The following is a 26,497-nucleotide window of genomic DNA, read 5'->3' as shown; positions in this document are numbered from 1 at the left end:
CTATTTGCAGGTCGTGCAAGACAATCGGACGGGACGCCGGCACATGAACCGCGAATCACAGATCCCGACAGCCCCGACCGCCGCCGTGTCCTCCCCCGGAACCGGACAGGCGACGGGTACGGTCTGGCCGATCCTGCTGGCCATCAGCCTGTGTCACATGGTCAACGACGTGATGCAGTCGATGCTGGCGGCAATCTATCCGCTGCTGCGGGCCGAATTCAGCCTCAGCTATGCCCAGATCGGGGTGATGACCTTTGCCTTTCAGGTCACCGCGTCGCTGTTGCAGCCGCTGATCGGCGCCGCGACCGACCGCCGCCCGCAGCCCCGGTCGCTGCCGGTGGGCATGATCTCGACCTTCTGCGGGGTGCTTTTGCTGGCATTTGCGCCCAATTACGGCCTGTTGCTGGCGGGGGCGATGCTGATCGGGATCGGATCGGCGGTGTTTCATCCCGAAAGTTCGCGGGTCGCGCGTCTGGCCTCGGGCGGGCGCTTCGGCACGGCGCAATCGCTGTTCCAGCTTGGCGGCAATTTCGGGCAATCGCTTGGGCCGCTGCTGGCCGCGTTCATCGTCGTCCCGCTTGGCCGGCCGGCGGTGGCCTGGTTCGCGGCGGCGGCGGCCGTCGGCGCGGGGCTGTTGTGGCGCGTGGGCGCATGGGCCGAGGGGCGGCGGCGCGCGCAGGCGGCGAAGGCCGACACCACCCTCAGGATGCCGCGCGGGGCGGTGTTGCGCGCCATCATCGTTCTGGCGCTGCTGACATTCACCAAGAACATCTACAACGCATCGATGAACAGCTATTTCACCTTCTTCACGATGGAGAAGTTCGGCCTTGGCCCGCAGGGCGCACAGATCATGCTGTTCCTGTTCCTGGCGGGCATGGCGGGGGGCGTGATGCTGGGCGGGCTGGTGGGCGACCGGGTCGGGCCGCTGCGGGTGATCTGGTTCTCGATCCTGGGCGTTCTGCCATTCACGCTGGCGCTGCCGCATGTCGGATTGATCCCGACCGGCATCCTTGCGGTGGTGATCGGGCTGATCCTTGCCTCGGCCTTTCCCGCCATCGTGGTCTTCGCGCAGGAGCTGGTGCCCGGCCGCACCGGCACCATCGCGGGGCTGTTCTTTGGCTTTTCCTTCGGCATGGGCGGCATTGCGGCGGCGGCACTGGGCCTGCTGGCCGATGCGCGCGGGATCGAGGCTGTCTTCGTGCTGTGCTCGATGCTGCCGGTGCTGGGCATCCTGACGATCTTTCTGCCGCGCTCGGTCCGGTAAGCCCGGATCGTGAAAACAGTTTATCCGCGGGCGGCGTGCCGAACCGGGTGGCGGCACGGAAAATCATTTTAGATCAGGAGTTTGAGGGCCGTAAGTAAGCGGCAACAGGGTGCGTGCCGCGACCCCGCCCTTCTCCCGCCTTCTCGACGGGCGCGATCCGCCGCGCTACAGCGCGGCAAGGAGGACAAAGATGACCACCATTCGTATCGAGCCGATCAGCCATCAGGCCTTCGCGCCCTTCGGCCAGGTTCTGGCGCCCCGACCCGCGCCCGACAGGATGATCAACGAGGGGCGCTGCGAACGCCACCACGCGCTGGCCACGGTGCAGCGGGGCGGGGGCGAGGCGATCATCTCGATCTTCCGGTCGCAGCCGGTCAGCCTGCCCTATGAGTGCGCGTTGCTGGAACGCCATCCGCTTGGCTCGCAGGCGTTCATGCCGTTGGGGCCGGACCCGTGGCTGTCGGTCGTGGCACCGGATGCGGACGGCCGACCCGGCACGCCGCGCGCGTTTCTGGTGCCCGCCGGCGTGGGCGTGAACCTTGCTGCCGGGGTCTGGCACGGCGTGCTGACGCCGCTGGACCGCGCGGCGGATTTTCTGGTGATCGACCGGGACGGCGATGGCGTGAACCTTGAAGAGGCGCGTATTCCGGTTGTAACCATCACCGCATGACGCTGCCCGATTACAGTTTCGAAACCCTGGCCCTCGCGCGCGGCGCGCGGCTGGTGGCCGGCGTCGATGAGGTCGGGCGCGGACCCCTGGCGGGGCCGGTGACGGCGGCTGCCGTGGTGCTGGACACCGCCAGTATCCCCGACGGGCTGAACGATTCCAAGAAACTGACGCCCGCGCGGCGCGAGGTTCTGGCAGGCTGGATCATGGCGCATTGCCAATGGTCGGTTGCCCATGTCGCGGTCGGCGATATCGACCGGCTCAACATCTATCACGCCGCGCATCTGGCGATGTGCCGCGCCGTCGCCGGTCTGCGCCGCGCGCCCTGTCACGTGCTGGTGGACGGCAACCGCATCCCCGCCGATCTGGGCCGCCCGGCCGAGGCTGTGGTGGGCGGCGACGGGCGCTGTCTCAGCATCGCGGCGGCCTCGATCCTGGCCAAGGTGTTGCGGGATCGCATCATGGTGGATTTGGCGCAACAGCATCCCGGCTATGGCTGGGAGGCAAACGCGGGCTATGCCACGCCCGCGCATCGCCGCGCCCTGCTAGATCTTGGAGTGACGCCCCATCATAGGCGTTCGTTCGCGCCCGTGCACAATATATTGTGTAAAGCCCCTTCCGCAAGCTGTTGATTCAAAAAACAAATTGACGACGAATCGGGTCTGACTCATCTTTGGGGACATACCAGACCGGCCAAAGCCGGCATCCCCACGAGGCAGAGATGACGAAGATCGAAGACCAGCGCGCCACGGCGGCGCGGCCCTTGCCCCTGAACCGGATCCTGGCCGGCGACTGCATCCAGATCATGAATTCGCTTCCCCCCGAAAGCGTGGACCTGATCTTTGCCGATCCGCCCTATAACCTGCAACTGCGCGGCGATCTGCACCGCCCGGACAATTCGCGCGTCGATGCCGTCGATGACGACTGGGACCAGTTTTCGGGCTTTGCCGCCTATGACAGTTTCACCCGCGACTGGCTGGCCGCCGCCCGCAGAATCCTGAAACCGCATGGCGCGATCTGGGTGATCGGCAGCTATCACAACATCTTCCGCGTCGGCGCCGAATTGCAGAATCAGGGTTTCTGGATCATGAACGACGTGATCTGGCGCAAATCGAACCCGATGCCGAATTTCCGCGGCAAGCGCCTGACCAACGCGCACGAGACGATGATCTGGGCCTCGCGGTCGGAGGCGTCGAGATACACCTTCAACTACGAGGCGCTGAAATCGCTGAACGAAGGCATCCAGATGCGGTCGGACTGGGTGCTGCCGATCTGCAACGGCGGCGAACGGCTGAAGGATGCGAACGGCGACAAGGCGCATCCGACGCAGAAGCCCGAGGCGCTGTTGCACCGGGTGCTGGTCGGGACCACCAATCCGGGCGATGTGGTGCTGGACCCGTTCTTCGGCACCGGCACGACCGGCGCGGTCGCCAAGATGCTGGGCCGCGACTTTATCGGCATCGAACGCGAGGCCGCCTATCGCGAGGTGGCGCAGAAGCGGCTGGACCGCATCCGCCGCTTTGACGCCGATGCGATCGCCACCACCCGGGCCAAGCGCGCCGAACCGCGCGTGCCGTTCGGTCAGGTGATCGAACGCGGCATGTTGCGTCCGGGCGAACAGCTTTATTCCATCGGCAGCCGCCACAAGGCCAAGGTGCGCGCTGATGGCTCGCTGATCGGCAACGACGTCAAGGGCAGCATCCACCAGGTCGGCGCCGCGCTGGAAGGCGCGCCGTCCTGCAACGGCTGGACCTATTGGCATTTCCGGCGCGAGGGCAAGATGATCCCCATCGACATCCTGCGCCAGCAGATCCGCGCCGAGATGCAGGGCGAGGTCACGCGCCCGAACTGACCGATCTTCACGTTTCGCCAGCGTTCCGTCGCCTGCCGCGCGGCGGAACCGACTTGCCCCGCCATCTTTGCATGGCGGGGCCTTTTCAATGCGGGCCGCACATGCATATCTGTCTTGCCATGTCCCACCCTTACGCAGATCTTCCCGCCACGGCTTTCTGGCGCCGCGCGGTCGCCGAGACCCCGGCCGACGCCCCGCAGGGGGTCCATGCGCCCAGGCTGCGATTGGGCGGCAAGACCCGCGTCGCCACGGCGGGAAGCTGTTTCGCGCAGCATATCGGCCGGGCGCTGCGATCCGCCGGGGTGACGCTGCTGGACGCCGAACCCGCGCCGCCCGGCATTCCGCCCGCGCTGGCGCAGCGTTTCGGATTCGGGCTGTATTCGGGGCGTTACGGCAACATCTACACCGTCCGCCAGATGGTGCAGCTTTTGCAAGAGGTCGGGCAGCAGGTTCCCGACCCGGACGTGGTGTGGCAGCGCGATGGGCGGTTTCACGACGCGATGCGGCCGGGGCTTGACCCCGACGGTCTGGACAGCGCCGACGAGGTCTTGCAGATCCGTCGCCGCCATCTGGCCCGCCTGCGGCCGATGCTGGAACAGGCCGACATCTTCGTCTTCACCCTCGGCCTGACCGAGGCGTGGCGCAACCGTGCGACCGGGCGTGTCTATCCGACCTGTCCCGGCGTCATCGCCGGACGGTTCGACCCCGACCTGCATGAATTCGTGAACTTCGCCTATCCTCAGGTTGCCGATGATCTGGCGCGGCTGCGCGACATGCTGCACGAATTCAACCCGGCGATGGGCCTGTTGCTGACCGTCTCGCCGGTGCCGCTGGCCGCTACCGCGTCGGGCGGCCATGTCCTGCCCGCGACCCAGTATTCCAAGGCCACGCTGCGCGCCGCCGCCGGCGATTTCGCCGCCGCCCATGCCGATGTCGACTACTTCCCGTCCTACGAGATCGTGACCAACCCCGCCGCGCGCGGCCGTTTCTTCGACGACGGGCTGCGGCAGGTGACGACCGAAGGCGTGGCCACTGTCATGCGGGTCTTTCTTGCCGCGCACGGGTTGAAGGAACGGCGCGCCGACCCGCCGCCCGGCGCCGACGACGTCGATCTGATCTGCGAAGAGGCGCTGCTTGAGGCGTTCGGAGAATGAGCCTGTCGCTGCCGCGCGTGCTGTTCATCGGCAATTCGCATCTGGGCGCGCTGCGGCTGGCCCATGCGGCGCAGCCGGAACGCTGGCCGGGATGGGACATCTATTTCCTCGGCGTTCTGGCGAACAGGCTGGGCGAGCTTGATTTGCGCGGCGACCGCTTGGTGCCGATGACCGACGCGGCAAGATGGCAGCTGCGATACTACAACCACGTGCCCAGCCTGGACATCGCCGGGTTCGATGCGTTCGTGATCGCGGGGGGTGTCTCGTGGATCCGGATGGCGGCAATCTGCGCCGATCATCGCAGCCTCGATTTCCCGTCCATCGCCGCCGGCGACAGCCGCCCGCAACTGGTCGGACGCAGCTTTCTGCAACAGGCGCTGCACGCAAGGCTGGCGCAATCCTCGGCCGGCAAGCTGCTCTCGCGGATCGCGGGGCTGGGAAAGCCGGTCGTGGTCGTGCCCGAACCGATGCTGTCGGCGGATGCGGCGCAGGATGCCGACCGCTATGCGATCTATCTGGACCTGATCGCCCGCGGCGATGCGGATCATTGGCTGGATGTCTTTCGCCAGGCGCGCGAACGGGTTTTCGGGGCGTCGGCGCGGGTGATCGACTGGCCGGACGAGGCGCTGGTGGGCCGGTTCTATACCGATCCGCGTTTCATGCGCGGCTCGCGGCGGCTGGCGCCGGTCGACGGGGCCGCCCATCCCGATGACGATTACGAACACGCCAACGCGGCCTATGGCGCGCTGGTCATGGATCAGGCGTGGTCCGCGCTGCGCAACGGGTGATCACAGCGCGTTGCGCGGCATCGGCAGATCGCCGGACGCATAGGCCGACCAGTCCGTGATATCGGGATAGAATTGCCGCCGCCATGCCCGCACGCGCGGATTCATCCGCCGCCGCCACCACGGCGGCACCATCGCCACGAAGGTCATCGCCGGATAGCCAAGCGGCAGTTGCGGGGCCTGATCCTCGTTATAAGTTTGCAACAGCGGAAAGCGGCGGTCGGGCTTGTAGTGGTGATCGGAATGGCGCTGCAGATTGATCAGCAGCCAGTTCGACGCCGTGTGGCTGGCGTTCCAGCTGTGATGCGGCTGGATATGTTCGTATCGACCCTGGCCCAGATGGCGGCGCGTCAGCCCGTAATGTTCGACATAGTTGGTCAGCTCCAGCTGCCAGATCGCGATGAACGCCTGAAAGACGAACAGCAGCAGCCCCTGCGCGCCCCCCAGGATCAGCGCCAGCACGATCATCGCCAGTTGCAGCGCGCCGTATCGCCAGAACGGGTTGCGCCGGTCCCATATGCGGCGTCCCGCGCGCGCCAGCATCCGCGATTCGGCCCGCCATGCGCTGACCGGGCTGTCGCGCAGGACGCGCCAGAAAAAGCGATAGAACCCTTCGCCATAGCGGGCCGAGACCGCGTCGCGCGGCGTGGCCACCCAGGAATGGTGGACCAGCAGATGTTCGGTCCGGAAATGCGAATACAGCACGCTGGCCAGCAGCAGATCGCCCAGCCAGCGTTCCAGCCGCGTCTTCTGGTGCAGCAACTCGTGGGCATAGACGATGCCGATCGTGCCCGACAGCACGCCGATGCCGAAGAACAGGCCCAGTTTCTCGGCCCCCGACAGGTGGCCCGCATGGCTGACATACCAGATCGTCCCGAAGATCGCGCCGAATTGCAGCGGGAACCAGACGATGGTGACGGCGCGATGCCAGAACAGGCGGCGGGTTTCGGTCTGCGGATCGGGGTTGTTGGCGTTCAGGCCCAGCACCCCGTCCAGCGCGGTCGTCAGATACCAGGCGTATCCGGGCAGCAGCATCCACCAGAACCCGCCCTGCGTCGCGGCGAGGGCGACCAGCGGCAGCATCAGGACCGACATCCAGAACGGCGCGGCGGCGGGCAGGATCGAGGGGGCGGGTGGCGTCATGCGGCGCAGTCTAGGCCGCGATGCGGGATCGCGCCATATCCCAGACCTTGCGCATCAGGCCGGGCAGGGCGCTGCGGTCGATCTGCCGCAGCGGCACAAGACGGCCACGGTCGGGCGCGCCGTCCAGATCGCCCATCATCACCGTCAGCGACAGGTTGAAATGGGTAAAGACATGCCGCACCTCGCCGATCTCGTGCCAGTCGGCGACACCGGGCGGCGGCAGATCGCGCCCGTCCCACCCCGCCGAGGGAAAGGCCAGCGTGCCGCCCAGAAGCCCGCGTGCGGGACGTTCCTCCAGCAGCACCGCCTCGCCCTGCCGCGCGATCCAGGCGATGCCGATGCGGGACGGTTTGGCGGCTTTGGCCGCCTTGCGCGGCAGTTCCGCCGCGATTCCCTGCGCGCGGGCGTCGCAATCGTCGATCAGCGGGCAGATGCCGCAGGCGGGGTTGCGCGGCGTGCAGATCGTCGCGCCCAGATCCATCATCGCCTGCGCGAAATCGCCCGCGCGCTGCCGTGGCGTCAGGGTTTCGGCCAGCCCGGTCAGTTCGGGCTTGGCGGCGGGCAGCGGCGTGCGAACGGCGAACAGCCGCGCCACCACGCGCTCCACATTGCCGTCAACGACCGTTTCCGGCAGGTCCCAGACGATGGCGGCAATGGCGGCCGAGGTATAGGGGCCGATCCCCGGCAGGGTGCGCAGACCGTCGCGGGTGGTGGGGAACCCGCCCGCCGCACTCACCGCCCTTGCGCAGGCGAGCAGGTTGCGGGCGCGGGCGTAATATCCCAGCCCGGCCCATTCAGCCATCACATCCGCGTCATCCGCTGCGGCCAGATCCTGAACCGTGGGCCACAGCGTCGTGAAGCGGATGAAGTAGTCCTTTACCGCCGCCACGGTGGTCTGTTGCAGCATGACCTCGGACAGCCAGACGCGATACGGATCGGCGCGGCCGCCGCCCGGCGGAACGCGCCATGGCAGGTCGCGGGCGTGGCGGTCGTACCAGTCCAGCAGATGCGGCGCGATCACCTTGTTGTCACGCAATTTTCAGACCCCTCGCCCCGCAGCGCGCTTTCATCCGGCGTGCCCGCTCAGTAAGAATGGGCCCGTGATAACCGATCAGGCGAAGATGGCACAGAGGCCAGCAAGACCGAACACCCCGCCCCGCCGCCGCAAGCGCGGCTTCGAGGCGGCGTCGTCCCTGCTGGCCGACCGCGTGCGCAAGGCGGCCGAGGGGCGGGGCTTTGCGATAAGCCGTCTGCTGACCCACTGGCCCGAGATCGCGGGCGACCGGCTGGCCGCGATGACCCGCCCGGTCCGCATCAGCCACAGCCGCGGCGGGTTCGGTGCGACGCTGACCCTGCTGACCACCGGTCCGGTCGCGCCCATGGTCGAGATGCAGGTGCCGCAGCTGCGCGACCGGGTGAACGCCTGCTATGGCTATAACGCGATCCAGAAGATCGTGCTGACCCAGACCGACGCCAGCGGCTTTGCCGAGGGTCAGGCCAGATTCGCGCCCGCGCCGCGCCCCGAACCCGCGCCCGACCCGCAGGCGCAGTCGCGCGCGCAGGACGTGGCGGCGCAATTCGACGATCCGGCGCTGGCCGAGGCGATGGCCCGGCTGGCGCTGAACCTCTCATCCCGAAGAAACCGAAAGGATATTTCATGTTGATCCGCTCTGTCGCAACTGCCTTGGCCCTGGTGCTGGCCGGACCCGCACTGGCACAGGACGCGCAGGCCGAGGCCGAGGCGACCGGGACCGCCGAGGTCCAGACGCTGCCCGACATTCCGCTTGGGGCTCAGGATGCGCCGCTGACGGTCGTGGAATATGCCAGCTTCACCTGCGGCCATTGCGCGGCGTTCCACGACCAGAACTGGCCCAAGCTGAAGGCCGAATATGTCGATACCGGCAAGGTCAGGTTCATCCAGCGCGACGTCTATTTCGATCAGGTCGGGCTGTGGGCGGGCATCCTGGCGCGCTGTGGCGGCGACGACAAATACTATGCCGTCTCGGACATGCTGTTCGAGGATCAGAAGAAATGGCTGTCGGGCAGCAACGGCGAAGAGATCGCCGACAACCTGCGCAAGATCGGCCTGAAGGCGGGCATGACCGACGACCAGATGACCGCGTGCTGGGACGACAGCGCCAAGGCCGAACAGCTGATCGCGACCTTCCAGAAAAACGCGACCGAAGACGGCATCGACGCGACACCGACCTTCGTGATCGGCGGCGAGAAGGTGATGAACCAGCCGTGGGAGGATCTGAAGGCGGTGATCGAGTCCAAGCTGGAAGGCTAGGGCACGGCCAGGCCGGATATGGCATGTCGGCGGGCCGTCCCGATACGGCCCGCCGACCTGACGCATCGCTGCCTGGGCGTGTCGCGGCGGTTCAGGCTTTCGTTCCGGTTGTGCCGGCACGCTGATATTTCGGCAAAATTGCCGCGCCCCGGCTGAAAATGCGCGGGTTGCCCCATCCGCGACGGTCGAACGCTTGGCCGAACCGGCAAAGCGATCTAGCATCCCATCCTGTTGCGCCCAAGCGCGCGTTTCATGGGGATGGCAGGTTTCATGCTGAAGGAATTCAGGCAGTTCATCGCCCGCGGCAATGTCATGGACATGGCCGTCGGCATCATCATCGGTGCGGCGTTCACCGCGATCGTCGGCTCGATGGTCGACGATCTGATCAACCCGATCATCGGGCTGTTCACCGGCGGGATCGATTTCACGAACAAGTATCTGGTGCTGTCGGGCAACGTCCCGGACGGAGCCAGCCTCGAGGTTGCGCGCGCATCCGGGGCGGCGATCTTCGCCTATGGCGCTTTCCTGATGGCGGTGCTGAACTTTCTGATCGTGGCCTGGGTGGTGTTCCTGCTGGTCAAGGCGGTCAACCGCGCCCGCGACATCACCATGCGCCGCGAAGAGATCGAGGACGCGCCCGCAGGTCCGACGCAAGAGGAATTGCTGGCCCAGATCCGCGATCTTCTGGCCGGCCGTTCGGCCGTCTGACGGCACGTCCTCGCCGTTCAGCCGGCCAGAAGATCGTCGGCCGGAATCGCCCCGATGCCCAACGCCTCGCCCACCGGCGATGATGTCAGCTGTCCTTCGTGGGTCGACAGGCCCGCGCGCAGATGCGGATCGTCGGTGATCGCCTGTCGCCACCCCTTGTCGGCCAGCGCCAGCAGAAAGGGCAGCGTCGCGTTGCCAAGCGCGATGGTCGAGGTGCGGGCGACCGCGCCGGGCATGTTGGCCACGCAGTAATGCATGATGCCGTCGACCTCGTAGATCGGGTCCTGGTGGGTGGTGGGTTTCGACGTCTCGAAACAGCCGCCCTGATCGATCGCCACATCGACCAGCACCGCGCCGGGCTTCATCGTCGCAAGCTGGTCGCGCGCGACCAGCTTCGGCGCGGCCGCGCCGGGGATCAGGACCGCGCCCACGACCATGTCGGCAAGCGCGATCTGCGTGGCGATATTGGCGGTGTTGGCGAACTGCGTCTTGAACAGCCCGCGATGCAGATCGTCCAGATAGCGCAGGCGGAACAGCGATTTGTCCAGCACCGTCACATCGGCGCCCATGCCTGCGGCCACGCGGGCGGCGTGGGTGCCCACGACCCCGCCGCCGATCACCGCGACATGGGCGGGCGGAACGCCGGGCACGCCGCCCAGCAAGGTGCCGCGCCCGCCATTGGCCTTTTGCAGCGTCCACGCGCCCATCTGCGGCGCAAGCTTTCCCGCCACCTCGGACATCGGCGCCAGCAGGGGCAGGCCGCCGGCGCGGTCGGTCACCGTCTCATACGCGATGGACGTCACGCCGCTGTCCAGCAGATCCCGCGTCTGGTCGGGATCGGGGGCCAGATGCAGAAAGGCGAACAGCACCTGTCCCTTGCGCAGCAGGCTGCGTTCCGAGGCCAGCGGCTCCTTGACCTTCACGATCAACTCCGCGTCGGCAAAGACGGTTTGCGCGTCCGGGGCGATGGCGGCACCGGCGGCGCTGTAATCGTCGTCGTCAAATCCGGCCCCGACACCTGCGGCGGTCTCGACCAGCACGTCGTGTCCGCGCGCCACGGCCTCGGCCGCGGCGGCCGGGGTCAGGCCCACGCGAAACTCTTGCGGCTTGATTTCCTTGGGACATCCGATCTTCATCGCCGCTCCTTCCAGGTTTCTGCGATCCGTTCGTGGCGCGATTGTGACAAGGAAGAGGCGCGAAGTGTAGCAAAACCGTCACCTCCGCGCCCCGCCGCACGACGCGAAACGGGCTGGCGCGGGCACGGGTTTTCGCGGAAAGCTTGGGCATGAGCGAACTTGACGCAATCGACCGCCGCATTCTGGCGCAGCTTCAGACCGAAGGCCGGATCAGCAACGCCGAACTGGCGCAGCGCGTGCACCTGTCACCCTCGGCCTGCCACCGGCGGGTTCAGCGGCTTGAGGAGAGCGGCGTGATCTCGCGCTATGTCGCGCTGCTGGATGCGCGGGCGCTGCGCCGCCAGACCACCGTGTTCGTCGAGATCACCCTGTCGGGGCAGGCCGACGAATTGCTGGACGGGTTCGAACGCGCCGTGCGCACCATTCCCGACGTGCTGGAATGTCACCTGATGGCGGGGGCGGCGGATTACCTGCTGAAGATCGTGGTCGAAGATACCGACGACTTCGCCCGCATCCACCGCCAGCATCTGGCCCGCCTGCCGGGCGTGGCGCAGATGCATTCCAGTTTCGCGCTGCGCACCGTGTTCAGGACGACGGCGATCCCGGTCTAGGCCGCCAGAATGTCGCGATGGCATAGCTGAACATCAGCGACAGGAAGATCATCTCGCCCCCGTCTTCCACCGCGCCCGCCAGCCCCGAACCCACCGAACGGTCGGGCAGCGAGGCATGGATGAAATCGACGCCGATCCCGCAAAAGGCGATGGCCCCGAACAGCAGCAGAAGCGGCGCGACCTTGCGCCGCAGCGGCGGGTCCGCCCGGAACCAGCCGATCAGCAGCGGCACCGCGACCGCAAGCCCGACCGTCGCGAAATAGCCGACCTCGCGCAGGGCAAGATCGGACCGTTCGATCAGGCCGCTGCGGGTGGTCCAGCGGTTATGCGTTTCGTGCAGTTGCAGCGTGTCGTCGGCCAGCGTGACGATGAACAGCAGCGCAAGGGCCAGAAAGATGAAATTCGGCGCGCGGCGATAGGACACGATCATCGCCGCGATCAGAAAGATCCATTTCGCATAGCCGATCATCTCGCCCAGGCTCCAGTCGCGGCCGACATTCAGCAGATGCGGAATCTCGCCCAGCCTGCCGATCACGACCATATAGCCCAGGACCAGGTAGATCAGCACCAGCGTGACATCCAGCGCGACCAGCCAGACCGCCAGCCGGACATCGAAGGACCAGCCGGGATTGGTCGTGGTCCCGTGGACCGGGGCAGTGTTGGAGAGGCGCATGGAGTCTTCCGTTTTTCGGGCGGGGTCGTGCAACATCTACATCGTTTTGCCGTCTAAAACAGCGATGTCCAGCGATTCCGCATCGTTTCACACAGCAAAACGGCCCCCGCCAAAGGGCAGAGGCCGGTCTGAATTGTACGATTCGCGGCGTCGATCCGACGCGCCGGCGCTTACAGCGCGCCTTCGCGCTGCGCCTTTTTACGGGCCAGCTTGCGGGCGCGGCGGACGGCCTCGGCCTTTTCACGGGCTTTCTTGACCGACGGTTTCTCGAAATGCTGCCGCAGCTTCATTTCGCGGAAGACCCCTTCGCGCTGAAGTTTCTTCTTCAGGGCGCGAAGCGCCTGTTCGACGTTGTTGTCGCGAACATTGACCTGCATGTGGTTGTCACCACCTTCCTAGGTTAGAGTTGCAAGATTGCAGGAGGCGTTCCAATAACAAAGCGGAACGCCGTTGTCCAGAAGAGGCCGCCATGACCCAGTCCCGACGAGACGACCTGTTGCAGGCCGCGCTGACCCATGTGCCCTTCGACGGCATGAACGACAAGGCGCTGCGGGCCGGTGCCCGCGATCTGGGCATGTCCGAATCCATCGCCCGCGTCCATTTTCCGCAGGGCGGCGCCGGGCTGGCCGCCGCCTATCACCGCCGGGCGGATGCGGAACTGCGCGACTGGCTGGCGAAAGATCCGCCGCAGGGACGGTTCCGCGACCGGATCGCCGCGGCGGTGTGGCACCGGATCGAACTGGTCGAGCCCGAACTGGTGCGTGCCGGCGCCGCGACCCTGGCCCTGCCGCAGAACGCCGCGCTGGCCGCCCGCCTGATCTGGGAGACGGCGGACGCGATCTGGACCGGGCTGGGCGATACGTCCGACGACGTGAACTGGTATTCCAAGCGCGCGACGCTGTCGGCGGTCATCAGCGCGACGGTGCTGTTCTGGCTGGGCGACGAGTCCGAGGGTCATGCGGCCACCCGCGCCTTTCTGGATCGCCGGATCGACGGCGTGATGCGCTTCGAAGGCGTCAAGGCGCGGCTGCGCAAATTGCCGGGGGCCGAGACGGCCGCAAAGGCGGTCTTCGGGCGCATCCGTGCCCCGCGCGCCCGCGACCTGCCCGGCAGAACCACACCCTGAACGAAGGCCAGAACGAAGGAGAGACGATGTTTCCCGATGCGATGAACGCGGTCGAGATCGCCGGTCCGGGCGAGGCGGACCAGTTGCAGCTGACCCGCCGCCCGGTGCCGGTGCCGCGCCATGACGAGATCCTGATCAAGCTGGCCTATGCCGGCGTGAACCGTCCCGACGTGGCGCAGCGCCGGGGCACCTATGCGCCGCCGCCGGGCGCCTCGGACCTGCCGGGGCTGGAGGGCGCGGGCGAGATCGTCGGCATGGGCGCGGGCGTCACCCGCTGGAAGAAGGGCGAAAAGGTCTGCGCTCTGCTGCCGGGCGGCGGCTATGGCGAATATGCCGCCTGTCACGCCGATCACGCGCTGCGCGTGCCGCGCGCGCTGTCGCTGCGCGAGGCCGCCTGCATCCCCGAGACCGCCTTCACGGTCTGGTCGAACGTCGTGGAACGCGGCGGTCTGCGCGGGGGCGACAGGTTCCTGGTCCATGGCGGCACGTCGGGCATCGGCATGATGGCGATCCAGATCGCGCAGGCCCTGGGCGCGCGCGTCTTCGCTACCGCCGGCAGCGACGAGAAATGCGAGGCCATCGCGGCGTTGGGGGCCACGGCGATCAACTACAAATCCGAGGATTTCACCCGCATCCTGGAGGCCGAGGGCGGCGCGGACCTGATCCTCGACATGGTCGGCGGCAGCTATATCCCGCGCAACATCAAGACTTTGGCCCACGATGGCCGGCTGGTGATGATCGCCTTTCTGGAAGGGCCGAAGGCCGAGGTGAACTTTGCCCAGATGATGGTCAAGCGGCTGACCCTGACCGGATCGACCCTGCGCCCGCAATCCGACGCCGCCAAGGCCGAGATCGCCGAGGCGCTGCGCAAACGCCTGTGGCCGCTGATCGAGGGCGGCGCGGTCAAGGTCACGATCGACAGCGAATTCGCGCTGAAGGACGCGGCCGACGCGCATCGCCGGATGGAAAGCAGCAACCATATCGGAAAGATCGTGCTGAAGATCGCGGGTGACTGAACCTGCAACGGCGGATCGTGCGGCGCGGTCGGATGCCTCCGGCGGGGATATTTGGGCGCCAAAGACGGGCAGGGCGCGCGGTGCTCCGCCGGTGTCGCCGTCGCCTGGCCCGCCGGGTCTAGCGCACCTGCGGCATCAGGATGTCGGGGCGGGCGCAGTCGCGGCGGATATCGGGCGCGCAGTCGCGCGGTTGCAGATCGCGGGTCAGGCAGATGCGAACCTCTTGCAGGGCCTGTCCGCGGCAGGTGATCGTGATGGCGTCGCGCGACAGGTCCGGGTTCGCCTCGATGAAGGCATCCTCGATCACGCGGGCGGGCAGGCGGATCGTGCGGTTCAGATCGTCGAAGACATCGGGCAGGGCGATCCGGGCCGAGGCCGCGCGGATCGCGGCATAGTATCCGTCCGCCGACAGGCCCGAGCAGCGCCCGTGTTTCTGCCATTGATGCCACGCCAGCCCGCCCGACCCCATCAGATCGGCCATCGCCCGGCTGTCGCGGCGCAAGGGATCGCGCGCCTGCGTGCGGCAATAGCTTGGCCAGCCGTCTTCGTATTGCGGCCAAAGACCGTGGACGACGAAATCCGTCCGGCGTCCGGCATCGCATTGCGGCGCATCGCGGGCGTCACCCTCGGCCCGGCACCATGACGGCGACCAGCTGAGCGACAGGACGTAATAGTCGAACTGACCGGCGACATCCTGCGCGCGGACGGTCAAGGGGGCCAGAAGGATCAGCAGGGCGGCTAGAAGGCGTCTCATGGCGCGCAGACTAGCGGCTTTGACGGCGGCGTCCACGAAGAGTGCGCGAATCCCCTTTCATCCGGCGCCGCAAAACGCTATATCCGCGCGCAATTCCCCCCTGAAAACGAGGAATGGCACCCGCCGAAAGCCGTTTTCCCGGCCCTGACGGGGCGTGGCGCGGGGACACAGACGCGAAGGAGACTGACATGAACAAGCCGCTGATGGCCAAGGCCACCGCCGTCTGGCTGGTCGACAACACGACGCTCAGCTTCAAGCAGATCGGCGATTTCTGTGGATTGCACGAGCTTGAGGTGCAGGGCATCGCCGACGGCGACGTGGCCGCCGGCGTCAAGGGATACGATCCGGTCGCCTCGAACCAGCTTGACGTCGAAGAGATCAGACGCGGCGAGGCGGACCCTGCCCACAAGCTGAAGCTGAAGCACAACCCGGCCGCCGAGGGCGAGGAGAAGCGTCGCGGCCCGCGTTACACGCCGCTGTCCAAGCGTCAGGACCGTCCGGCGGCGATCCTGTGGCTGGTCAAGTTCCATCCCGAACTGGCGGATTCGCAGATCGCCCGCCTTGTCGGCACGACCAAGCCGACCATCACCTCGATCCGCGAACGCACGCATTGGAACATACAGAACATCCAGCCCATCGACCCGGTCGCCCTGGGCCTGTGCCGGCAGACCGAGCTGGATGCCGCCGTGCAGAAGGCCGCCAAGAAGCGCGGCTCTGAAGGCGAGGTGATGTCGGACGATGAACGGCGCAAGCTGGTCAGCACCGAAACCTCGCTGTCGATGACCGACGAGCCGCGCCTGCCCACCGCCATCGCCGGGCTGGAGAATTTCTCGCTGTCCAAGGATCAGGAGGACGGGCGCGATAAGCCGCAGCGCAAGCTGGACGCCGACAGTTTCTTCAACCTGCCCGACAAGGGCGATGACGAGGATGAGGACGACCGCTGACATCGCGGCCCTGACCCATGAAAAAGCCGGCGCGATCCGTTGCGCCGGCTTTTGCGTTACCCGGGGGCTGCCCGATCAGGTCTTGCTGCGGATCAGCCTGCCCAGCCAGATCAGGATGCAGGCGCCGACCACGGCGACGACAAGCTGTCCGATCACCCCGCCGGCGGTGCCGCCGATGATCAGGCGGAACAGCCAGTTGCCGACCAGCGCGCCGACGATGCCCAGAATGATGTTCATGATCAGGCCGTGATCGCTTTTCATGATCTGCTCGGCGATCCAGCCGGCGATTGCGCCCAGAATGATCGACAGAATCCAGCCGAAACCTTCCATGTGATGTCCCTTTCGTAACGACATTGTTCTGCGCCGCCCGTGCGGCGCCATTGCAACGAAATGCGCGGCGGGACACTTCGTTCCCGCCGCGCCCGCGATTTTCGACGGTCGGTCCCGGTCAGATCGACAGGCAGATATATTTCATTTCCAGATAGTCGTCGATGCCGTGGCGGCTGCCCTCGCGGCCCAGCCCGGACTGCTTGACGCCGCCGAAGGGGGCGACCTCGGTCGAGATCAGGCCGGTATTCACCCCGACGATGCCGTATTCCAGACCCTCCTGGACGCGGGTGATCCGGCCCACGTCGCGGGCATAGAAATACGAGGCCAACCCGAAGATCGTGGCATTGGCCTTTTCGATCGCCTCCTCCTCGGTCTCGAACTTGAACAGCGGGGCCAGCGGGCCGAAGGTTTCTTCATTGGCGACTTTCATGTCGTCATTGACGCCGGTCACGACCGTCGGCTTGAAGAACAGCCCCTCGATACGCTCGCCGCCGGTGACGATGCTGCCGCCGTGATCCAGCACGTCCTTGATATGTTCCTCGACCTTCTCGACCGCGTCCTTGTTGATCAGCGGACCGGTGGTGGTGCCTTCCTCCAGCCCGTCGCCGACCTTCAGCTTGTCGACCGCCGCCGCCAGGCGCTTGGCGAATTCGTCATAGACGCCGGATTGCACATAGATGCGGTTGGCGCAGACGCAGGTCTGGCCGTTGTTGCGGAATTTCGACGCCATCGCGCCTTCCACCGCCGCATCCAGATCGGCGTCGTCGAAGACGATGAACGGCGCGTTGCCGCCCAGCTCCATCGAACATTTCAGCACCTGATCGGCGGCCTGCCGCAGCAGGATGCGGCCGACCTCGGTGCTGCCGGTGAAGGTCAGCTTGCGCACCTTGGGGTTTTCGCAGAATTCCTTCCCGACCTCGCTGGACCGTGACGAGGTGACGACCGACAGGATGCCCTTGGGCAGTCCCGCGCGTTCGCCCAGCACCGCCATGGCCAGCGCCGACAGCGGCGTCTCGGCAGCCGGCCGGGCCACGAAACCGCAGCCCACGGCCAGCGCCGGTCCCGCCTTGCGCGCGATCATGGCGTTGGGGAAATTCCACGGCGTGATCGACCCGACCACGCCGATGGGCTGGCGGATCACCGTCAGGCGCTTGTCGGGCTGGTGGCCGGGAATGGTCTCGCCATAGACGCGCTTGGCCTCTTCTCCGAACCACTCGATGAAGCTGGCGCCATAGGCGATCTCGCCCTTGGCCTCGGCCAGCGGCTTGCCCATCTCGGCGGTCAGGATGCGGCCCAGATCGTCCTGGTTCTCCATCATCAGGTCGAACCATTTGCGCATGACATTGGCGCGTTCCTTGGCGGTTTTCGCAGCCCAGCCCTTCATCGCCTCGGCCGCCGCGTCGATGGCCTTTGCCACCTCGGCACGGCTGAGATCGGCGACCTTGGCGATCACGTCGCCGCGCGCGGGGTTCGTCACGTCGAATGTCGCGCCATCGGCGGCGTCCACCCATTCGCCCGCCACGAAGGCGCGCGTCTCCAACAATGAGGGGTCGCGCAGCAGGGTTTTCAGATCGGTCGAATGTTTGGTCACGGCAGCCTCTTCCGCTTGGATTTCGGTTAATATCTTGAACACGTCGCTTAGCACTTGTCAAAGCGGGCGGGTTCCCTTGCGGGCGCTGAATGGCCGGCGCGGAACGGCCGGAATAACGCTGCGGAAAACAACCGGTATTTGCGATGTTTCGGTGAACCCGACCGGGCGTCAATTCGTTCGCTCATATCGCTAAGGTGTCCCTCTTGGCGATCTCTGGGGGCGGTGCGCGCGTCGCGCCGCCCTTTTCTCATCGCGAAACAAGGCTTTGCCAGCAGGGTTGCAGATCGCCCGGCGCCGGCGTGGCCGCATGGACGGCCCGCGCCACCGCACGCGCCAGAACGCAGGCGGCCGCATGGCCCAACAGGAACGGATCGCCGGCGGGATCGGGCAGCGCGACCGCGCCGGTCGATGCGGCAAAGACCAGATCGCCGTCAAAGGGTGTGTGGCTGGGCACCAGCGCGCGCGCCAGACCGTCATGCGCGGCGGTGGCAAGACGTTGCAGGGCGGGCTTTTCCATCGCGGCATCGGTGGCAACGATGGCGATCGTCGTCGCCTCGCCCAGACGCTTGGCCGCGGGCGGCTCATCCCCCGCCGGAAATTGCGATGGCAGGCCCAGACCGTCGAACTCCTCCTCCATCTCCCACGGCGCGGCCCAGAACTGCGCCGTTTCGCCGATCGTGGCCGACCCCAAGGCGTTGACGACGACCAGTGCGCCCACGCTCAGCCCGTTATCCAGCACGGCCGAGGCCGAGCCCAGACCGCCCTTCAGCCGCCCGGTCAGCGCGCCGGTGCCCGCGCCTGCGCTGCCGATGGCAAATTCGGGTCCGGCGGTCGCCCAGGCTGTCCGGCCCAGCATCGGATAGGGGTTGTCGCCCCAAGCCTTGTCGCCGCCGTTCAGCAGATCGAAGACGATGGCGCCGGGCACGATGGGCACGCGCGCGGTGCCCACCGCAAAGCCGCGCCCCGCGGCCGCAAGCCCCGCCATCACCCCATCGCAGGCGGCCAACCCAAAGGCCGATCCGCCCGAAAGAACCAGCGCATCGACCTGGCCGACCAGCTTGTCGGGCGCCAGCAACTCGGTGTCGCGCGTGCCCGGCGCGCCGCCCATGACATGCACCGCCGCCGCGAAGGGCCGGTCCGCCGTCAGCACGGTCGTGCCGGATTTCAGCCCCGGATCGGCGGCATTGCCGACCCGCAGCCCGACAATATCGGTGATCAGGTTGCGTGGTCCGGGTCGCATGGGATCGTCTTTGTCCAGGGGCGGGTTGCCGCGCGGCGTTGGGGTCAGCCTAGCCGGGCGTGCCGCGACAGGCCAGCGCGAACAGCCCTTGCGCCCGCGGCGGACGGCACCCGTCGCGCGGGCTTTACAGCCGCCGCCGCCCCCCCTATCTAACCCGGTCATGGCCAAGGAACCGGAAAACAAGAACTACAAGGTGATCGCCGAGAACCGGCGCGCGCGTTTCGATTATTTCATCGAAAGCGATCTTGAGGTGGGGATCGTTCTGACCGGGTCCGAGGTGAAATCGCTGCGCACCGGCCAGTCGAACATCGCCGAAAGCTATGCCAGCATCGAGGACGGCGAATTGTGGCTGATCAACGCGCATATCGCCGCGCTGTCCAATGCCGGCGTCTTCGGCCACGAGGAACGGCGCAGGCGCAAGCTTCTGGTCAGCCGCCGCGAACTGGCCCGGCTGTGGCAGGCCGTCGGCCGCGAGGGCATGACGCTGGTGCCGCTGGTGATGTATTTCAACCACAAGGGTCTGGTGAAGCTGAAGATCGGCGTCGCCAAGGGCAAGAAGGTTGCCGACAAGCGCGAGACAAGCGCCAAACGCGACTGGAATCGGCAGAAACAGCGCCTGCTGAAGCAGGGATAGCGCCAAGTGGCGTTGCAGCGCCGCGCTTCCCCCTGTAAATCGGTCGGCGGGCCGATACAGGGGGACAACGATGCAGGATGATCCGAAGACGCTGGTCTCGACCGACTGGCTTGCCGCGCATCTGGCGGACCCCGATCTGCGGGTCATCGACGCCAGCTGGCACATGCCCGCGACGGGGCGCGATGCGCGCGCCGAATATGAGGCCGCACATATTCCCGGCGCGCGGTTCTTCGACATCGACGCCATCTCGGACAGCCGCAGCGAATTGCCGCACATGGCCCCCCCGACCGAACTGTTCATCAGCCGGATGCGCGCGCAGGGCATCGGCGACGGGCATCAGGTGGTCGTCTATGACAATTCCGACCTGCGCAGCGCCGCGCGCGTGTGGTGGATCTTCCGGCTGATGGGCAAGACCGACGTGGCGGTGCTGGATGGCGGCTTTGCGAAATGGCAGGCCGAGGGGCGCGAGGTCGAGGATATGGCCCCGATCCTGCGCGACCGTCACATCACCGTGCAGCGTCAGGCCGGGCTGGTGCGCGACGTGACGCAGGTCGCCGCCGCCTCGAAGCTGGGCGATCACGAGATCATCGACGCCCGCGCCCCCGAACGCTTTCGCGGCGAGGTGGCCGAGCCGCGCCCCGGCCTGCGCGCGGGCCATATTCCGGGATCGAAAAACGTGCCTTTCGGGCGGCTGCTGAACGATGACGGCACGATGAAGGACCCCGACGCGCTGCGCGCCGAGTTCGAGGCGGCCGGCGTCGATCTGTCGAAACCGGCCATCACCAGCTGCGGCAGCGGCGTGACCGCCGCCGTGCTCAGCCTGGCGCTGGAACGGATCGGCCATCGCCGCCACTCGCTTTACGACGGAAGCTGGACCGAATGGGGTAGCTTCGACGACCTGAATATCGCAACCGGAGACGCCTGAGATGCTGTCCAATCTGAAGCCGCAAGACCCCGACAAGATCCTGATGCTGATGGAGGAGTTCAAGGCCGACACCCGTCAGGGCAAGGTCGATCTTGGCGTCGGCGTCTACAAGGATCCGCAAGGCGTGACGCCGGTGATGCGGGCGGTGAAGGCGGCCGAAAAGCGCATCTGGGAAGAACAGACGACCAAGGCCTATACCAGCCTTGCCGGCACGCCCGAATATCGCGACGCGATGGCGCGGATGGTGCTGGCGGATGTGCCGCAGGACCGGCTGGCCTCGGTCGCGACGGTGGGTGGAACCGGCGCGATCAGGCAGGGGCTGGAACTGGCGCGCATGGCCAATCCCGACCTGACCGTCCATGTCTCCGACCCGACCTGGCCGAACCATCTGTCGATCATGCGGTTCATGGACCTGCCCTTCGTGCAGTACCGCTATTTCGACAGCGACACGCGCGGCGTCGATTTCGAGGGTCTCAAGGACGACATCGCCAAGGCGAAACGCGACGACATCGTGCTTCTGCACGGCTGCTGCCACAACCCGACCGGCGCCAACCTGACGCTGGACCAGTGGCACGAGGTGATCGAGATTCTCGACCGCACCGGCGCGGTGCCGATGATCGATCTGGCCTATCAGGGTTTCGGCGACGGTCTGGACGCCGATGCCGAAGCCACGCGGCTGGTCGCACGCAGCCTGCCACAGGTGCTGATCGCCGCCTCGTGTTCGAAGAATTTCGGCATCTATCGCGAACGCACCGGCATCCTGATGACGCTGACCGGCGATGGCGGCGCACGCGACATGGCCCAGGGCGCGATGGCGTTCCTGAACCGTCAGACCTACTCCTTCCCGCCCGATCACGGCGCCCGCATCGTCAGCACCATCCTGTCCGACGAGGCGCTGCGCAACGACTGGAAGGACGAGCTTGAAGAGGTGCGCAACACGATGCTGGGGCTGCGCGATCAGCTGGCATCGGAACTGCGCGAATTGTCGGGCAGCGACCGGTTCGATTTCATCGCGCGCCATCGCGGCATGTTCTCGCGCCTCGGCGCCACGCCGGAACAGGTGCAGAAGGTCAAGGACGAATCGGCCGTCTACATGGTCGGCGATTCGCGGCTGAACATCGCCGGGCTGAACCGCGACACGGTGCCGGTGCTGGCGCGCGCGATCATCGACGCGGGCATCTGACGGGCGCGCCCACCGCGTCTTTGGCGCGAAAATATCCTCGGGGGTGAATTGGCCGCAGGCCAAGAGGGGGCAGACAGCCCCCTTTTCCTTCCGCCCGCCGCCTCAGCGGCGGGCCAGTTTCATCTCGATATAGTCCCGCAATTCCTCGACCTCGGTCCGGCTTTCGCGCAGCCCGTCCATCGCCGCCTGCAATTCCAGCTCGGCTCCCGCAAGGCGGCTGGCCAGATCGGCCTCGCGCTCTTCCAGCTGCGCGATGGCGGCATCGCGCGCCTCTTCGGCCTCGTGCAGTTGCTGGGCCATGCGGTCAAGCTCGGTCATGCCCGATCTTGTCGGGCGGGTCAGCCGATGGACCAGCCAGCTGGCAAGCCAGCCCAGCACGAAGGCGGCGAACAGGATGATGGCGGTGACGGTGATGAATTCGGTGCGGTTCATTCGGCGGCGGTCGCGTCTAGGGGTGTCGCGTCTTCGGGTTCTGCCGGCGCGTCCGCGTCCTCGGGGCGCGGGCGGGGGCGCGGGGTGTCGTCATCCGGGGTCTGCACCGGCAGCCTAATGTTTTCCTCGCGCGCGTCCAGTGACTCGAACTGTTCGCTGACGCCGACGACGGCGGGTGCCGCCATGGCCGGACCGGCCGCGATCTGCGGCAGTTGCGGCCCCTGCGGCTGCGGTGCAGCCCTCTCCCCGCCCTCGGCGCCGGCACCGCTCGGCACGGCTGGTCCCGACGCGGCTGGCGGTGCCGCCGCCGCCTCGGTGGTCACGCCCGACAGCGTCACCGGGGCGGGCAGGGGGGCGCTGCGCACCGGCCGGTCCGACAGCAGGCGGAACTGGATGCGGCGGTTTTCCTCGCGCCCCTCTTCGGTGTCGTTGCTGGCGATGGGCTGGCTTTCGCCGTAACCGCGCGCGGTCAGGTTCGCGGTGTCGATCCCGGCCTCGGCCATCGCCGCGACCAGCGCCTGCGCACGGGCGCGCGACAGATCGGCGTTGAACCCTTCCGAGCCCTGCGAATCGGTATGGCCGCCGGCCTCCATCTGGAAATCCGCGCACTCGGCCATCACCCCGGCCATACGCCGCAAGGTGGGTGCCGGATCGCCCGCGATCTGCGACTTGCTGGGTTCGAAGCCGATTTCGGATTCGGACATGACGATGTTCAGACGGCGCACGCATTCCTCGCCATCGGGCAGGTTCAGCGCAGGGTCCAGCCGCCGGTCATAGCGGATCGTCAGATCGTAACGCGCCCCCGCGCCCAGTCGCTGCGACAGCGTGGCGGCGCTGTGTTCGGCGGCGTTCGGATCGCCCGAGGTGCCGGTGATGCGGATCAGTTCGGGCGTGACATCGACGGTGCCGCTTTCCAGGCTGTCCATCGCCTCCAGCGCGGCGATCACCCGCACCGTCCAGCCGCCCGGCACCGTCGCGTCGCTGCGCAGGCTGCCCTGCACGGCGGCAAAGCGCGACCGGGCAAAGCTGTCCACGGCTTCGCGCATCCGCTCATCCGTGATCCGGCCGCGCATCGACAGGTTGCGCTCGCCCGACAGCGCGGCGACGAACTCGGCCGGTCCGCGATCCACCTGTTCGGGCCGGTCGCGCAGCGCCTGCAACGAAAAGACGCGCGGCAGACGTTGCTCCAGCCGGCCCACGACCTCGTCGAACCGCGCCTGCGCGACCGATTGCGGCGCGGTCAGCGCGATATCGGCATCCGAAATCGTGACCGACCCCGCGCCCATCGCCGCGACCGCCTCGATCGCGGCGACGGCGGCATCCGCCCAGTCCTGGCTTGGCGCGCCCAGACCCAATGTGCAACCGGGCTTGCCGCCCGTGCCTGCCGCCAAGGCGGCGGCCAGGATGCGGGCGCGCCCCGCCTCGTTATCGGCGGCGCAGGCGTCAAAGCGCGGGCCGTCCTCGTCGATCAGAAAGCGCAAGGTGAACGGCGCGATAACCGGGCGCGGGGCCGAGATCTGCGTCTCAAGCGCGATCCCGTCGGGCAGGGCGCGCTGCAATTCGGTTTCAAGCCGCCCCTTTTCGACCCGGCTGTCGGTGATCGCCGCGATCCGCACCTGTCCCGGCGCGATCGAGATCTTGGCGCGCGCGGCCATCTGCGCCGCGCGCAGCCCGAACGCCATCGCCTCGTCCCAACGCTCGGGCACGGCGTAATCTGCGCTTTCCAAAAGATCGGTGATCTTCGGTGCGGCGGTTTCGGATTTCAGGGTGCGCACAAGTCCGGTGCGGTCGGTGCCCGCCGGCACCAGCCCGATCAGCGAGATGCCGTCGCCGTCGCGCAGCAGTTCGACCTTGAAGTCGGGCGGCGTCAGCGCCTCGGTCGAGGCTACGGTCATGTCGTCGATCACCCGCGACGGATCGACCGCCGAGGCGGCGCGGGTCATGGCGCGAAAGCGGGCGACCTCGGTCGGGGCGGTGCCGCGCAGACGGACCTGCAACCCGTCGGTCGCGACCTCGACCCAGTCCTGCCCGCCGGTGGACAGCGCGACCTGCACATCCTCGCGCGCGCGCTGTTCGATGAACGCGGCCGCCGACTGCGCCGCCCACCAGCACAGCCCACCGGCGGCGGACAGGACGACAAGGGTGGCAAACGCGGTCGGAATGCGGCTGCGGGACGGTGCCATGCGATTAGGGGCCTCGGTCTGTGGCAAGCCGGGACGGTCTAGCCGCGCGGTGCCCGGCGCGCAATCAGGCCAGCCCCGCGACGGCAAGAAACAGCGCAAGGATCAGCCCGGCATCGCGGTTCGACCGGAACAGCTGCAGGCACATAGCGTCCTGATCCGGCTGGAAAAGTCGCAGCTGCCACGCCAGATGCGCGGCGAACGCCGCCAGCCCGGCCCAACCGATCAACACATTGCGACCGGTCATCCCGATGGCCACCGCCAGCAGCACGACCGCCAGAACCGCAAAGCCCGCCAGGATGCGCGGGCTGTTCCGGCCAAACAGCAGCGCGGTGGATTTGACCCCGATCAGCGCATCGTCCTCGGCGTCCTGATGGGCATAGATCGTGTCGTAAAAGATCGTCCAGGCGATGCCCGCCAGCCACGCGACGACCGGCGCGGCATCGACGCGGCCCGCATGCGCCGCATAGGCCAGCATCACGCCCCAGTTGAACGCCAGCCCCAGAAAGATCTGCGGCCACCACGTGAACCGCTTGGCAAAGGGATAGATCGCCACCAGCGCCAGAGAGGCCACGCCCATCCAGATCGCGGCCGGCCCCAGGGTCAGCAGGATCACCAGCCCGACCAGCCCCTGCGCGATCAGCCACAGATACGCGCCGCGCAGGCTGACCCGCCCCGATGGCAGCGGGCGCGACCGGGTCCGCGCCACCTGCGCGTCGATCCCGCGATCGGTGATGTCGTTCCAGGTGCAGCCCGCGCCGCGCATCACGATGGCGCCGATCCCGCAGGCCAGCGCGATCCACAGATCGAACCAGCGCGGCGCGCCCGCCATCATCGCCAGCCCGATCCCCCACCAGCAGGGCAGCAGCAGCAGCCATGTCCCGATGGGCCGGTCGGCGCGCGACAGGTGCAGAAACGGACGCCACGCATCGGGCGCCCACCGGTCCACCCAGTTGCCCTTGGGCGCGTCGATGACGGCATCTGGCCTTTCGGTCTGGCTTTGCATAGCGTCGGCCCCATCATGGCGAAGATCAGACTGTTCATAGATCACCCGCTGGCGGCGGGACAACCCGTGCCGCTTGCCTCTGCGCAGGCGCATTACCTGTCCGGGGTGATGCGGCTGAAGCCGGGCGACGCGATCGCGGTGTTCAACGGGCGCGACGGCGAATGGGCCGCGCAGATCGAACAGGCCGGCAAGCGCGGCGGGTCGTTGCAGATCGCCGAACGCACCGCGCCGCAGCGCGATCCGCCCGATCTGTGGCTGATCTTCGCGCCGATCAAGAAGGCGCGCACCGATTTCATCGTCGAGAAGGCGGCCGAGATGGGGGCGGCGCGGATCCTGCCGGTGCAGACCGATTTCACCAATTCCGAACGCATCCGGCAGGATCGTCTGCAAGCCCACGCGGTCGAGGCCGCCGAACAATGCGGCGGAACCTACGTGCCGCAGGTCGAAGACCTGCAACCGTTGTCGCGGCTGCTGGACGGGTGGGACGCCCGCCGCCGCATCCTGTGGGCCGATGAGGCTGCCGCCGGACCGGCCGCGACGCTGGCCGATCTGCCGGCCGGTCCGTGGGCGATCCTGATCGGCCCCGAAGGCGGGTTTTCGGACAGCGAACGCGCAAGGCTGCGCGGCATGGACAGTGTCAGCAGGGTAAGCCTCGGCCCGCGCATCCTGCGCGCGGATACCGCAGCCGTGGCCGCGCTGACGCTGTGGCAGGCGGAACTGGGCGATTGGCGCGGGGGCTGAGTGGCGCGCTTGATGCCGCGCCGCAGCATGGCGGGACCGGGCGGGGCGGGCAGGATCAACCTTGTTCGAGCAGAATGGAGTTTAGTTGCTCTACCGGCTGAAATTAAAAAAT

At 67.3% G+C, this 26,497-nt stretch carries 29 protein-coding genes; 17 read left to right on the top strand and 12 right to left on the bottom strand.

Going from position 1 to position 26,497, the window contains the following annotated elements; all coding sequences use genetic code 11:
• Positions 1 to 43 precede the first annotated feature (43 nt).
• The 6 genes from JHW45_RS14290 to JHW45_RS14265 all read left to right on the top strand — a co-directional run bounded on the left by JHW45_RS14290 (position 44) and on the right by JHW45_RS14265 (position 5,725).
• Positions 44 to 1,264, top strand: coding sequence for an MFS transporter (locus tag JHW45_RS14290; protein WP_336385791.1), 1,221 nt, complete (start codon positions 44 to 46; stop codon positions 1,262 to 1,264).
• Positions 1,265 to 1,454: 190 nt separating this feature from the next.
• Positions 1,455 to 1,934, top strand: coding sequence for an ureidoglycolate lyase (locus JHW45_RS14285; protein WP_272858266.1), 480 nt, complete (start codon positions 1,455 to 1,457; stop codon positions 1,932 to 1,934).
• Entirely contained in the window at positions 1,931 to 2,563 is a 633-nt protein-coding gene (locus JHW45_RS14280; RefSeq protein WP_272858265.1) for a ribonuclease HII, read from the top strand. Before JHW45_RS14285 ends, JHW45_RS14280 begins: the two co-directional genes overlap by 4 nt.
• 89 nt (positions 2,564 to 2,652) lie before the next feature.
• A complete protein-coding gene (locus JHW45_RS14275) occupies positions 2,653 to 3,783 on the top strand; it encodes a site-specific DNA-methyltransferase (RefSeq protein WP_272858264.1) in 1,131 nt (376 codons plus the stop codon).
• 101 nt (positions 3,784 to 3,884) lie between these two features.
• Entirely contained in the window at positions 3,885 to 4,937 is a 1,053-nt protein-coding gene (locus JHW45_RS14270) for a GSCFA domain-containing protein (RefSeq protein ID WP_272858263.1), read from the top strand.
• The gene (locus tag JHW45_RS14265; RefSeq protein WP_272858262.1) at positions 4,934 to 5,725 is read left to right on the top strand and encodes a hypothetical protein; all 792 of its coding nucleotides are present in this window, start codon (positions 4,934 to 4,936) and stop codon (positions 5,723 to 5,725) included. The genes JHW45_RS14270 and JHW45_RS14265 overlap by 4 nt, the downstream gene beginning before the upstream one ends.
• Here the strand turns inward: JHW45_RS14265 and JHW45_RS14260 are convergent, their stop codons facing one another.
• Positions 5,726 to 6,865 (bottom strand): alkane 1-monooxygenase, encoded by a 1,140-nt coding sequence (locus tag JHW45_RS14260; protein ID WP_272858261.1) that lies wholly within the window; start codon positions 6,863 to 6,865, stop codon positions 5,726 to 5,728.
• A gap of 10 nt (positions 6,866 to 6,875) precedes the next feature.
• Entirely contained in the window at positions 6,876 to 7,901 is a 1,026-nt protein-coding gene (locus tag JHW45_RS14255; protein ID WP_272858260.1) for an A/G-specific adenine glycosylase, read from the bottom strand.
• 85 nt (positions 7,902 to 7,986) lie between these two features.
• On the opposite strand from JHW45_RS14255, the gene JHW45_RS14250 reads away from it, so the two are divergent.
• The 3 genes from JHW45_RS14250 to mscL all read left to right on the top strand — a co-directional run bounded on the left by JHW45_RS14250 (position 7,987) and on the right by mscL (position 9,863).
• Positions 7,987 to 8,529 carry a DUF721 domain-containing protein gene (locus JHW45_RS14250; RefSeq protein ID WP_272858259.1) on the top strand — a complete coding sequence of 181 codons (543 nt, stop codon included), beginning with the start codon at positions 7,987 to 7,989 and terminating at the stop codon, positions 8,527 to 8,529.
• Positions 8,523 to 9,155 (top strand): DsbA family protein, encoded by a 633-nt coding sequence (locus JHW45_RS14245; RefSeq protein WP_272858258.1) that lies wholly within the window; start codon positions 8,523 to 8,525, stop codon positions 9,153 to 9,155. Before JHW45_RS14250 ends, JHW45_RS14245 begins: the two co-directional genes overlap by 7 nt.
• Positions 9,156 to 9,425: 270 nt before the next feature.
• On the top strand, positions 9,426 to 9,863 hold the full coding sequence (gene mscL / locus JHW45_RS14240; RefSeq protein WP_272858257.1) for a large conductance mechanosensitive channel protein MscL: 438 nt from the start codon (positions 9,426 to 9,428) through the stop codon (positions 9,861 to 9,863).
• Between the two features lie 17 nt (positions 9,864 to 9,880).
• Here mscL and ald read toward each other — a convergent pair whose 3' ends face one another.
• Complete coding sequence (gene ald / locus JHW45_RS14235; protein WP_272858256.1) at positions 9,881 to 10,999, bottom strand: alanine dehydrogenase; 1,119 nt, start codon at positions 10,997 to 10,999, stop codon at positions 9,881 to 9,883.
• A gap of 149 nt (positions 11,000 to 11,148) precedes the next feature.
• Here ald and JHW45_RS14230 point away from each other — a divergent pair, with 149 nt between their 5' ends.
• Positions 11,149 to 11,610 (top strand): Lrp/AsnC family transcriptional regulator, encoded by a 462-nt coding sequence (locus tag JHW45_RS14230; protein ID WP_272858255.1) that lies wholly within the window; start codon positions 11,149 to 11,151, stop codon positions 11,608 to 11,610.
• Here the strand turns inward: JHW45_RS14230 and JHW45_RS14225 are convergent.
• Entirely contained in the window at positions 11,585 to 12,283 is a 699-nt protein-coding gene (locus JHW45_RS14225) for a hypothetical protein (RefSeq protein ID WP_272858254.1), read from the bottom strand. The genes JHW45_RS14230 and JHW45_RS14225 overlap by 26 nt on opposite strands.
• A gap of 170 nt (positions 12,284 to 12,453) precedes the next feature.
• The gene (rpsU, locus tag JHW45_RS14220) at positions 12,454 to 12,660 is read right to left on the bottom strand and encodes a 30S ribosomal protein S21 (protein ID WP_022705914.1); all 207 of its coding nucleotides are present in this window, start codon (positions 12,658 to 12,660) and stop codon (positions 12,454 to 12,456) included.
• A 92-nt stretch (positions 12,661 to 12,752) separates the two neighbouring features.
• Between rpsU and JHW45_RS14215 the strand changes: the two genes are divergently transcribed.
• On the top strand, positions 12,753 to 13,409 hold the full coding sequence (locus JHW45_RS14215; protein ID WP_272858253.1) for a COQ9 family protein: 657 nt from the start codon (positions 12,753 to 12,755) through the stop codon (positions 13,407 to 13,409).
• 26 nt (positions 13,410 to 13,435) lie between these two features.
• Complete coding sequence (locus JHW45_RS14210; protein WP_272858252.1) at positions 13,436 to 14,425, top strand: NAD(P)H-quinone oxidoreductase; 990 nt, start codon at positions 13,436 to 13,438, stop codon at positions 14,423 to 14,425.
• 118 nt (positions 14,426 to 14,543) lie between these two features.
• Here the strand turns inward: JHW45_RS14210 and JHW45_RS14205 are convergent, their stop codons facing one another.
• The gene (locus JHW45_RS14205; protein WP_272858251.1) at positions 14,544 to 15,179 is read right to left on the bottom strand and encodes a ribonuclease T2 family protein; all 636 of its coding nucleotides are present in this window, start codon (positions 15,177 to 15,179) and stop codon (positions 14,544 to 14,546) included.
• 188 nt (positions 15,180 to 15,367) lie between these two features.
• On the opposite strand from JHW45_RS14205, the gene JHW45_RS14200 reads away from it, so the two are divergent.
• Positions 15,368 to 16,123: a DUF1013 domain-containing protein gene (locus JHW45_RS14200; RefSeq protein ID WP_272858250.1), complete on the top strand. Its 756-nt coding sequence runs from the start codon at positions 15,368 to 15,370 to the stop codon at positions 16,121 to 16,123.
• A gap of 75 nt (positions 16,124 to 16,198) precedes the next feature.
• Here the strand turns inward: JHW45_RS14200 and JHW45_RS14195 are convergent, their stop codons facing one another.
• The 3 genes from JHW45_RS14195 to JHW45_RS14185 form a co-directional block, all read right to left on the bottom strand.
• Entirely contained in the window at positions 16,199 to 16,453 is a 255-nt protein-coding gene (locus JHW45_RS14195) for a GlsB/YeaQ/YmgE family stress response membrane protein (protein WP_272858249.1), read from the bottom strand.
• Positions 16,454 to 16,571: 118 nt separating this feature from the next.
• Positions 16,572 to 18,044, bottom strand: coding sequence for an NAD-dependent succinate-semialdehyde dehydrogenase (locus JHW45_RS14190; protein ID WP_272858248.1), 1,473 nt, complete (start codon positions 18,042 to 18,044; stop codon positions 16,572 to 16,574).
• A gap of 247 nt (positions 18,045 to 18,291) precedes the next feature.
• A complete protein-coding gene (locus JHW45_RS14185) occupies positions 18,292 to 19,284 on the bottom strand; it encodes a P1 family peptidase (RefSeq protein WP_272858247.1) in 993 nt (330 codons plus the stop codon).
• A 160-nt stretch (positions 19,285 to 19,444) separates the two neighbouring features.
• On the opposite strand from JHW45_RS14185, the gene smpB reads away from it, so the two are divergent.
• From smpB to JHW45_RS14170, 3 genes are all read left to right on the top strand, one after another.
• Complete coding sequence (gene smpB / locus JHW45_RS14180) at positions 19,445 to 19,918, top strand: SsrA-binding protein SmpB (RefSeq protein WP_272858246.1); 474 nt, start codon at positions 19,445 to 19,447, stop codon at positions 19,916 to 19,918.
• Positions 19,919 to 19,988: 70 nt separating this feature from the next.
• A complete protein-coding gene (sseA, locus tag JHW45_RS14175) occupies positions 19,989 to 20,843 on the top strand; it encodes a 3-mercaptopyruvate sulfurtransferase (protein WP_272858245.1) in 855 nt (284 codons plus the stop codon).
• A 1-nt stretch (position 20,844) separates the two neighbouring features.
• A complete protein-coding gene (locus JHW45_RS14170) occupies positions 20,845 to 22,026 on the top strand; it encodes an amino acid aminotransferase (protein ID WP_272858244.1) in 1,182 nt (393 codons plus the stop codon).
• A gap of 102 nt (positions 22,027 to 22,128) precedes the next feature.
• Here JHW45_RS14170 and JHW45_RS14165 read toward each other — a convergent pair whose 3' ends face one another.
• The 3 genes from JHW45_RS14165 to ubiA all read right to left on the bottom strand — a co-directional run bounded on the left by JHW45_RS14165 (position 22,129) and on the right by ubiA (position 25,644).
• Positions 22,129 to 22,458, bottom strand: a complete 330-nt coding sequence (locus JHW45_RS14165) for a hypothetical protein (RefSeq protein ID WP_272858243.1) — start codon at positions 22,456 to 22,458, stop codon at positions 22,129 to 22,131.
• Positions 22,455 to 24,641, bottom strand: a complete 2,187-nt coding sequence (locus JHW45_RS14160) for an OmpA family protein (protein WP_272858242.1) — start codon at positions 24,639 to 24,641, stop codon at positions 22,455 to 22,457. Before JHW45_RS14160 ends, JHW45_RS14165 begins: the two co-directional genes overlap by 4 nt.
• Before the next feature lie 64 nt (positions 24,642 to 24,705).
• Positions 24,706 to 25,644, bottom strand: a complete 939-nt coding sequence (ubiA, locus tag JHW45_RS14155) for a 4-hydroxybenzoate octaprenyltransferase (RefSeq protein ID WP_272858241.1) — start codon at positions 25,642 to 25,644, stop codon at positions 24,706 to 24,708.
• A 15-nt stretch (positions 25,645 to 25,659) separates the two neighbouring features.
• Here ubiA and JHW45_RS14150 point away from each other — a divergent pair, with 15 nt between their 5' ends.
• Entirely contained in the window at positions 25,660 to 26,385 is a 726-nt protein-coding gene (locus tag JHW45_RS14150; protein ID WP_272858240.1) for a 16S rRNA (uracil(1498)-N(3))-methyltransferase, read from the top strand.
• The last annotated feature ends 112 nt before the right edge of the window (positions 26,386 to 26,497 follow it).

It is taken from the genome of Paracoccus stylophorae, assembly GCF_028553765.1.
Classification (GTDB): domain Bacteria; phylum Pseudomonadota; class Alphaproteobacteria; order Rhodobacterales; family Rhodobacteraceae; genus Paracoccus; species Paracoccus stylophorae.
This window is presented reverse-complemented; position numbering and strand designations above follow the sequence as displayed.

Excerpts from the sequence above, each read along its gene's own strand:
- JHW45_RS14290 (WP_336385791.1), top strand. The coding sequence starts at position 44 with ATGAACCGCGAATCACAGATCCCGACAGCCCCGACCGCCGCCGTGTCC.
- JHW45_RS14285 (WP_272858266.1), top strand. The coding sequence starts at position 1,455 with ATGACCACCATTCGTATCGAGCCGATCAGCCATCAGGCCTTCGCGCCC.
- JHW45_RS14280 (WP_272858265.1), top strand. The coding sequence starts at position 1,931 with ATGACGCTGCCCGATTACAGTTTCGAAACCCTGGCCCTCGCGCGCGGC.
- JHW45_RS14275 (WP_272858264.1), top strand. The coding sequence starts at position 2,653 with ATGACGAAGATCGAAGACCAGCGCGCCACGGCGGCGCGGCCCTTGCCC.
- JHW45_RS14270 (WP_272858263.1), top strand. The coding sequence starts at position 3,885 with ATGCATATCTGTCTTGCCATGTCCCACCCTTACGCAGATCTTCCCGCC.
- JHW45_RS14265 (WP_272858262.1), top strand. The coding sequence starts at position 4,934 with ATGAGCCTGTCGCTGCCGCGCGTGCTGTTCATCGGCAATTCGCATCTG.
- JHW45_RS14260 (WP_272858261.1), bottom strand. The coding sequence starts at position 6,865 with ATGACGCCACCCGCCCCCTCGATCCTGCCCGCCGCCGCGCCGTTCTGG.
- JHW45_RS14250 (WP_272858259.1), top strand. The coding sequence starts at position 7,987 with ATGGCACAGAGGCCAGCAAGACCGAACACCCCGCCCCGCCGCCGCAAG.
- JHW45_RS14245 (WP_272858258.1), top strand. The coding sequence starts at position 8,523 with ATGTTGATCCGCTCTGTCGCAACTGCCTTGGCCCTGGTGCTGGCCGGA.
- mscL (WP_272858257.1), top strand. The coding sequence starts at position 9,426 with ATGCTGAAGGAATTCAGGCAGTTCATCGCCCGCGGCAATGTCATGGAC.
- ald (WP_272858256.1), bottom strand. The coding sequence starts at position 10,999 with ATGAAGATCGGATGTCCCAAGGAAATCAAGCCGCAAGAGTTTCGCGTG.
- JHW45_RS14230 (WP_272858255.1), top strand. The coding sequence starts at position 11,149 with ATGAGCGAACTTGACGCAATCGACCGCCGCATTCTGGCGCAGCTTCAG.
- JHW45_RS14225 (WP_272858254.1), bottom strand. The coding sequence starts at position 12,283 with ATGCGCCTCTCCAACACTGCCCCGGTCCACGGGACCACGACCAATCCC.
- rpsU (WP_022705914.1), bottom strand. The coding sequence starts at position 12,660 with ATGCAGGTCAATGTTCGCGACAACAACGTCGAACAGGCGCTTCGCGCC.
- JHW45_RS14215 (WP_272858253.1), top strand. The coding sequence starts at position 12,753 with ATGACCCAGTCCCGACGAGACGACCTGTTGCAGGCCGCGCTGACCCAT.
- JHW45_RS14210 (WP_272858252.1), top strand. The coding sequence starts at position 13,436 with ATGTTTCCCGATGCGATGAACGCGGTCGAGATCGCCGGTCCGGGCGAG.
- JHW45_RS14205 (WP_272858251.1), bottom strand. The coding sequence starts at position 15,179 with ATGAGACGCCTTCTAGCCGCCCTGCTGATCCTTCTGGCCCCCTTGACC.
- JHW45_RS14200 (WP_272858250.1), top strand. The coding sequence starts at position 15,368 with ATGAACAAGCCGCTGATGGCCAAGGCCACCGCCGTCTGGCTGGTCGAC.
- JHW45_RS14195 (WP_272858249.1), bottom strand. The coding sequence starts at position 16,453 with ATGGAAGGTTTCGGCTGGATTCTGTCGATCATTCTGGGCGCAATCGCC.
- JHW45_RS14185 (WP_272858247.1), bottom strand. The coding sequence starts at position 19,284 with ATGCGACCCGGACCACGCAACCTGATCACCGATATTGTCGGGCTGCGG.
- smpB (WP_272858246.1), top strand. The coding sequence starts at position 19,445 with ATGGCCAAGGAACCGGAAAACAAGAACTACAAGGTGATCGCCGAGAAC.
- sseA (WP_272858245.1), top strand. The coding sequence starts at position 19,989 with ATGCAGGATGATCCGAAGACGCTGGTCTCGACCGACTGGCTTGCCGCG.
- JHW45_RS14170 (WP_272858244.1), top strand. The coding sequence starts at position 20,845 with ATGCTGTCCAATCTGAAGCCGCAAGACCCCGACAAGATCCTGATGCTG.
- JHW45_RS14165 (WP_272858243.1), bottom strand. The coding sequence starts at position 22,458 with ATGAACCGCACCGAATTCATCACCGTCACCGCCATCATCCTGTTCGCC.
- JHW45_RS14160 (WP_272858242.1), bottom strand. The coding sequence starts at position 24,641 with ATGGCACCGTCCCGCAGCCGCATTCCGACCGCGTTTGCCACCCTTGTC.
- ubiA (WP_272858241.1), bottom strand. The coding sequence starts at position 25,644 with ATGCAAAGCCAGACCGAAAGGCCAGATGCCGTCATCGACGCGCCCAAG.
- JHW45_RS14150 (WP_272858240.1), top strand. The coding sequence starts at position 25,660 with ATGGCGAAGATCAGACTGTTCATAGATCACCCGCTGGCGGCGGGACAA.